Origin of the sequence: Bordetella petrii (genome assembly GCF_020991325.1) — a bacterium.
GTDB classification, from domain to species: domain Bacteria; phylum Pseudomonadota; class Gammaproteobacteria; order Burkholderiales; family Burkholderiaceae_B; genus Bordetella_A; species Bordetella_A petrii_E.
The window spans coordinates 1-5,020 of sequence record NZ_JAJMLX010000306.1 but is presented as its reverse complement, the minus strand read 5'-3'; the positions used below and the strand labels follow the sequence as shown (position 1 = coordinate 5,020).

At 66.3% G+C, this 5,020-nt stretch carries 2 protein-coding genes; one reads left to right on the top strand and one right to left on the bottom strand.

What is annotated here, in order from left to right:
- The first annotated feature begins 279 nt into the window (after positions 1-279).
- A complete protein-coding gene (locus LPZ50_RS21525) occupies positions 280-3,885 on the top strand; it encodes an indolepyruvate ferredoxin oxidoreductase family protein (protein ID WP_230664798.1) in 3,606 nt (1,201 codons plus the stop codon).
- Between the two features lie 46 nt (positions 3,886-3,931).
- Here LPZ50_RS21525 and cheD read toward each other — a convergent pair whose 3' ends face one another.
- Positions 3,932-4,603: a chemoreceptor glutamine deamidase CheD gene (gene cheD, locus LPZ50_RS21520; RefSeq protein WP_230664796.1), complete on the bottom strand. Its 672-nt coding sequence runs from the start codon at positions 4,601-4,603 to the stop codon at positions 3,932-3,934.
- Between the last annotated feature and the right edge of the window lie 417 nt (positions 4,604-5,020).

Sequence of the window (5,020 nt, the reverse complement as noted above, 5' to 3'; positions counted from 1 at the left end):
AGGGCGCCTGGATGCGCCCGAGCCCGACGCACGTGCGCCGCCACCGCTTGCCCGGGCGCCGCGGGACGGGGCAAGAATAAAACCACAGCCACAACCACAACCACAACCACAACCACAGAATCCGCCGCTCCCCTCCCTATCGCTACGCCCTATTGCGCCCGCCTGCCGCCCCGGGTACAACCGATACAAACAATGGCAACAGCCCGTTCCGGCCCGCCTCGGTTCCACAAGAACCCGCGCGCGCAACCGGCCCGGGCATCCAGGATCCTCGGAGTAGACATGAATGCCCCCCTTACGCCCGCGCAGCGCGCGGCGCTCGAGTCCGTACAACTGGACGACAAATACACCCTTGAAACCGGCCGCGCCTGGATGAGCGGCATCCATGCCCTGGTACGCCTGCCCATGATGCAGCGCGTGCGCGACCAGCGGGCCGGGCTGAACACCGCCGGCTTCATCTCGGGGTATCGCGGCTCGCCGCTGGGCGGCGTCGACCTGAACATGTGGAAAGCCGCCAAACACCTGAAAGCCCACCACATCGAATTCCAGCCCGGCATCAACGAAGACCTGGCCGCCACCGCCGTGTGGGGTTCGCAGCAGGTCAACCTGTTCCCGGGCGCCCGCTACGACGGCGTATTCGGCATGTGGTACGGCAAGGGGCCGGGCGTGGACCGCTGCGGCGACGTATTCAAACACGCCAATGCCGCCGGCACCTCGCCCCATGGCGGCGTGCTGGTCGTGGCGGGCGACGACCATCCCGCCAAATCATCCACCCTGCCGCACCAGAGCGATCACATCCTGAAAGCCTGCATGATCCCCGTGCTGTTCCCGGCCAGCGTGCAGGAAGTCCTGGACTACGGCCTGCACGGCTGGGCCATGAGCCGCTACGCCGGTGTGTGGGTAAGCATGAAGTGCATCACCGACATCGTCGAAGTCTCGGCCTCGGTGGATGTGAATCCCGGCCGCGTCGCCATCCAGCTGCCCGGCGATTTCCATCTGCCGCCCGACGGCCTGCACATCCGCCTGCCCGACACACCCTTGCAGCAGGAAGCCCGCCTGCTCGATTACAAACTGTATGCCGCGCTGGCCTACGCGCGCGCCAACGGCCTGAACCGCGAACTATGGCAAGTGCCCAACAGCCAGGCGCGCTTTGGCATCATGACTTCGGGCAAGGCCTACCTGGATACCCGGCAGGCGCTGGCCGACCTGGGGTTGGACGAAGCCGCCTGTAAGCGCGTCGGTTTGCGCCTGTTCAAGGTGGGCATGGTGTGGCCGCTGGAAGCCACCGGCGTACAGCAATTCGCCGAAGGACTGGACGAAATCCTGGTGGTCGAGGAAAAACGCCAGGTGCTGGAATACCAGTTGAAAGAAGAGTTGTTCAGCTGGATAGGCACCGGCAAGAAAATTCCCCGGGTCGTGGGAAAATTCGACGACAAGGACGGCGGCGAATGGTCGGTGCCGCAGGGCAACTGGCTATTGCCAGCCCATTACGAGTTCTCGCCCGCCATGGTGGCCAAGGCCGTGGGCGTGCGCCTGCTGCGCTTGAGCCTGCCGGACGACGTGCGCGCCGGTATCCAGGCGCGCCTGGATTTCATCGCCGCGCGCGAACAGGAACTGGCCCGCCCGCGCGTGGTGGCGGAACGCAAGCCCTGGTTCTGTTCGGGCTGTCCGCACAACACCTCGACGCGCGTGCCCGAAGGCTCGCGCGGCATGGCCGGCATAGGCTGCCACTACATGGTGACCTGGATGAACCGCAACACCCAGGCCTATACCCAGATGGGCGGCGAAGGCGTGCCGTGGCTGGGGCAATCGCCCTTCACCGACGAAAAGCACGTCTTCGCCAACCTGGGCGACGGCACATACTTCCATTCGGGCCTGCTGGCGATACGCGCGGCCGTGGCCGCCAAGGCGCCCATCACCTACAAAATACTGTTCAACGACGCGGTGGCCATGACGGGCGGCCAGCCGGTAGACGGCCCCATCGACGTGCCCATGATCACCCGGCAGGTAGCGGCCGAAGGCATAGAGAAGATTGTCATCGTCACCGACGAACCGCAGAAGTACCAAAGCATCAGTAACCTGGCCCCGGGGGTGCCGGTACGGCACCGCGACGAACTGGACGCCGTTATGCGCGAATTGCGCGAATACCGCGGCGTGTCGGTGCTGGTGTACGACCAGACCTGTGCCACCGAAAAGCGCCGGCGCCGCAAGCGCAACGCCTATCCCGACCCGGCGCGCCGTGTATTCATCAACGAACGCGTCTGCGAAGGCTGCGGCGACTGTTCCGAGCAGTCGCACTGCCTGTCGGTCGAACCCCTGGAAACCGAGTTCGGCCGCAAGCGCACCATCAACCAGTCCAGCTGCAACAAAGATTATTCCTGCCTGAAGGGCTTCTGTCCCAGTCTGGTGACGGTGGAAGGCGGCAAGCTGCGCAAGCCCCAGGCCCTGGCGCAGGAAGGCGCCATCGACGCGGGCCTGCCGGCGCCGGCCGTGCCCGGCCTGGTTCGGCCCTATGGGGTGTTCATCGCCGGGGTGGGCGGCACGGGCGTCGTCACCATCGGCCAATTGCTGGGCATGGCGGCCCATCTGGAAGGCAAGGGCTGTTCGGTACTGGACATGGCGGGCCTGGCGCAGAAGGGTGGAGCGGTGTTTTCGCACGTGGTGCTGACGCGCTCGCCCGACGACCTGCTCAATACCCGCGTGGCCATGGGCGAAGCCGACCTGGTGCTGGCGGGCGACCTGGTAGTGGCCACCAGCCCGGAAGCTATCGCCCGCATGCGCGCCGACCGCACCCGGGTGCTGCTGAACAGCGACGTGGCGCCTACCGCCACTTTCGTCAACAACCCCGACTGGCGCTTGCCTGGGACCGACCTGCAGGCCGGACTGCATGATGCCTGCGGCGCCGGCCGGGTGGACGCGGTGGACGCCGCCGAACTGGCCGTGGGCCTGCTGGGCGACGCCATCTATGCCAACCCGCTGATGATGGGCTACGCCTACCAGAAAGGCTGGCTGCCGCTGGGCCAGGAGGCCCTGCAGCGGGCCATCGAGCTCAACGGCCAGCAGGTGCCCAACAACCTGGCCGCCTTTGCCTGGGGCCGCCGCGCCGCCCATGACCTGGCGGCGGTGCAGCGCCTGATCGGCCGCGCCGCGCCGCCGGCCGAGACATTCATCGAAGTGCGCCGCGGGCAGCCCCGGGCCGCGGTGCTGGACATCAAACAACCGGTGGGAGAGCTGGACGCGCTGATCGCGGTGCGCAGCGACTTCCTGGCCGCCTATCAGAATGCCGCGTACGCTACCCGTTACCGCGACCTGGTGCGGCAGGTCGCCCAGGCCGAGCAGGCCGCCACCGGCACCACCCGCCTGGCCGGTGCCGTGGCCCGCTATTACTTCAAGCTGATGGCCTACAAGGACGAGTACGAGGTGGCGCGGCTATACACCGACGGCGAATTCATGAAGCAGTTGCACGCCCGCTTCGAAGGCGACTGGAAGCTGCGCCTGCACCTGGCGCCGCCGCTGCTGGCGCGGCGCGATGCGCAGGGGCGCCTGGTCAAGCGTGCCTATGGGCCGGGTATGCTGAAGGCGTTCGGCGTGCTGGCCAGGCTGCGCTTCCTGCGCGGCACGCCGCTGGATATTTTCGGCTACACGGCCGAGCGCCGCGCCGAACGTGCGCTGGTTGAAACCTACCGCGAGGACCTGCTGGCCATCCTGCCCAAGCTGAACCGCGGCAACCTGGACCGCGCCGTGGCGCTGGCCAGCGTGCCCGAGACCATACGGGGCTACGGTCATATCAAGGAAGCCGCCATGCACAAAGCCGCCGCGCAGCGGGCCGAGTTGATGCAAGGGTTCAGCGCCACCGTGCATGCCATAGGCGGCGCACGCGCGGCCTGAGGGTCGCCAGGCCTGGGGCCGGGCGCGCCGGCTTGGGGCGCGGACGCTAGCCCGTTACCGTGCTGGGACGCTTGAAGCGCTCGAAGCGCGGCGCGTGGAGCGGGGTGAAGCGTTCCACGCGCGGCGGCGTCTGCGCCTTGGCGCCGGCCGTTTGCGCCGCTTCCTGTTCGCGCCTGGCGATCAGGGCTTCGGCCTTGTGATGATGCGGCGCCATCTTGCGCACCATGACCCGACCGTCGTGCGGAAAATAGCCGATGCGCCGGGCATGCACGTCGCCAAGGTCTTGGGCCAGCACCGGTATGCCTTCCATCTGCAAGTAGTTCAATACGAAGCGGGCATTGCGTTCGCCGATATTCAGCTGCTGCATCGCGCTGAGTACCGCGCCGCCGCCGAACACCTTGGCTTCCAGGCGGTTGCGCACGGCCCCCGCCTTGAGCAGCTCGTTGATCAGCACTTCCATGGCAAAGGCGCCATAGCGCATGGTGGCCGAGGCGGGCGAATCGCTGTCGCCTTCCGGAAGCATGAAATGGTTCATGCCGCCCACGCCCGTGGCCGGGTCGCGGACGCAGGCCGCCACGCACGAACCCAGCACGGTCGAGATCATGATGTCTTCACCGGCCGCTACATAGTATTCATTGGGCAGCACCTTCACCGCGGCGCATTTGAAGGCGCTGTCGAAATAGTGACGCGTTGCACGGGCGTCGAGACGAGAAGACATGTAGAAACCGCGGAAGGAAAAACGGTGCTGGCTGGCGGGCGGCAAATCTGCCGGGCGGAATGTTAGAAAGTTTGTTTTATGTAAAAAATGTTAATGAATCTGGCCATTATTGCCCGTGCCCCGGCTGGGCACAAGCGGCTATTTCCAGCAAAGCGCGCTTAATACGTCCCTATTAATTAACGGCGCGATCTGCCCGTGCAATGTAGATCGCGCCGCCGGATTTCTTTTCGGGCATTAAGGGGCTTAAAAGCGCGTACTGCGCGTGACTGACCAGCGGGCGGCCAGGGCGCCCAGGATGCCGGTGCCTATCACGGCCGCCGCCAGGGCGGGCAGGCCGGGCAGGTGCAGCGGGGCGGAATTGCTGTCGTAGCCCAGCACGGCAAGCCCGCCTTTCTGTGCCAGGTTGCGGCAAATGGG

What these genes read in the sequence shown, in the direction of transcription:
- LPZ50_RS21525 (WP_230664798.1), top strand. Translation starts at nt 280, where the DNA reads ATGAATGCCCCCCTTACGCCCGCGCAGCGCGCGGCGCTCGAGTCCGTA.
- cheD (WP_230664796.1), bottom strand. Translation starts at nt 4,603, where the DNA reads ATGTCTTCTCGTCTCGACGCCCGTGCAACGCGTCACTATTTCGACAGC.